Raw genomic sequence first — 1,883 nt, 5'->3', positions numbered from 1 at the left:
GGGAGGTTCCGCGCTGCTGCTGTCGTCCGGGGGCCTGCGCGCGGTCGGCCTGGCCGGCGCGGACCGCGGTCGGACGCGTACGCTGTTGCCGCCCGGAAGCAAGCCGGGGCTCATCGGTTCGCCACGCCTGAGCGAGGACGGCTCGCTCCTGGTCGTCATGTCCGAGGAGGACCGGAAGGTTCAGGTCGTCTCCACTCGTGACGGCAGGGAACTGGCCCCGCCGCTGGCGTTGAACGGCCGTCAGCTCGCCGGCGTGACCGACAACGGCGAGCTGGTCCTCGGCCCGCCCGGAGGCGGCAAGGAGCTCGTGGCGGCCGCGGGCAACACGGTGGCCGCGGTCCCCGAGGGGGCGGCCGTCTCCCCCGACGGGCGCCACATGGTCTCCTGCTCGGCGGCCGGAGTCACCGTGTGGTCCGTGACGGGAGGCCCGGGCGTCCTGGTCCCCCGCCCCTCCGGCTCCCCGGTGCCGAACTGCACGGGACAGTTCCTGTTCAGCCCGGACGGCAACCGCGTCGGCGCGGTCAGCACGCCCCAGTCCGCGGACGCGCAGGACGTGGTGGTGTACGACCTGGCCGCCCGGCGCGTCGTCGGTGAGGCCGCCGGGCTCGGCTCGGACGCGCGGTTCAGTTCCAAGGGCGGCTACCTGCTGTCCACGAGCTCCGCCAACGGGATCGAGATCTGGAGCGCGGACGGGGGGAGCCTGCCCGTCACCCGGATTCCCGCAGCGGGTCTCCACTACCTCGTGGACGGGCGCATCCCCGTCTGGGACCTGGCCCTGGACGAGGAGACCGGCACCCTCCTGCAGTGGATGGGAGACACCGTCCACCACCTCGACGTGTCCGCGGGGCTGACCGGGGCGCCCCCCGTACGGACCTTCGTGGCGGCCCGGGCGGTCTCCCGTGACGGGCGGGCGGCCCTGGTCACCGAGAGGTTCTCCCCAGACGTCTACGGAAGGGACGACCGCTTCCGGGGGCGCGTGGTCGACCCGCGCACGGGCAAGGACATCGTCCCGGCGTTCCCGCAGAACCTGTGGGTCGCCCAGGACCTGCCCAGCACCGGACTCGGCGACATCACCGACGACGGCCGGCTGATCGCCTTCACCCAGGGCGGCGCGCAGAACCGGTACGGCATCACCCTGCGCGACGTCGGCAGCGGACAGGACCTGTTCCAGTGGGACTCCCCTGAAGGGTCGGGGCCGGCATGGCTGGATCTGGCTCCTGACGGAGCACACCTCGCCGCCCTCGAACGAGAAGCGGGGGTCCCCACCGGCGACGGGGACACCCTGAAGATCCTCGACGTCCGCACCCACAAGGAGGTCCGCTCCCTCTCCGGAACCCAGGTCAACGGCGCCTTCAGCCCCGACGGGCGGCTGTACCTGACCACCGACGGCCTGATCATGGACCTCAAGACCGGCAGCGAACGGAAGACACCCGACTTCGGCGGTGGGGTCCGGAGCGTGGCCTTCTCCCCGGACGGACGGCTCGTGGCCGCCTTCAAGGAGACCGGCGTGGTCGAACTGTGGGACGGCCAGGTCACCCGGCGGATCACGGCGATGTCGAGCAGCGTCTCGCGCGGCGGCACGCACGGCGGCCAGTACCTGCAGCAGTTCACCTTCTCGCGGGACGGCCGGCTGCTCGCCGCCGTGGCCAACGGCAATACCGTCCAACTCTGGGACACCGAGGAGCACTTCGCCCTGGGGGACCCCCTCTTCCTGGCCGGCCGGAGCGTCGAGTCCCTGGCCTTCGACGGCGACGTGCTGCGGACGGTCGCCGGCACCCGGGCCCAGTCCATCGACCTGGCCCCGGAACGGCTGGCCGAACAGGTCTGCCACCGCGCGGGCCGCGACCTCACCGACCGCGAGTGGGCGACCTACCTGCCCGGCC

The 1,883-nt window shown here is 72.8% G+C and carries 1 protein-coding gene; it reads left to right on the top strand.

Features of this window, described 5'->3' with window-relative positions:
• Positions 1-1,883 (top strand): hypothetical protein (locus AB0O29_RS35525; RefSeq protein WP_365160462.1); only part of this gene is annotated, 1,883 nt, incomplete at both ends.

The sequence above is a fragment of the Streptomyces sp. NPDC089915 genome (assembly GCF_040684675.1).
Classification (GTDB): domain Bacteria; phylum Actinomycetota; class Actinomycetes; order Streptomycetales; family Streptomycetaceae; genus Streptomyces.
Note: the sequence above shows the minus strand (reverse complement) of the source record. Positions and strands in the feature narration are given on the sequence as shown.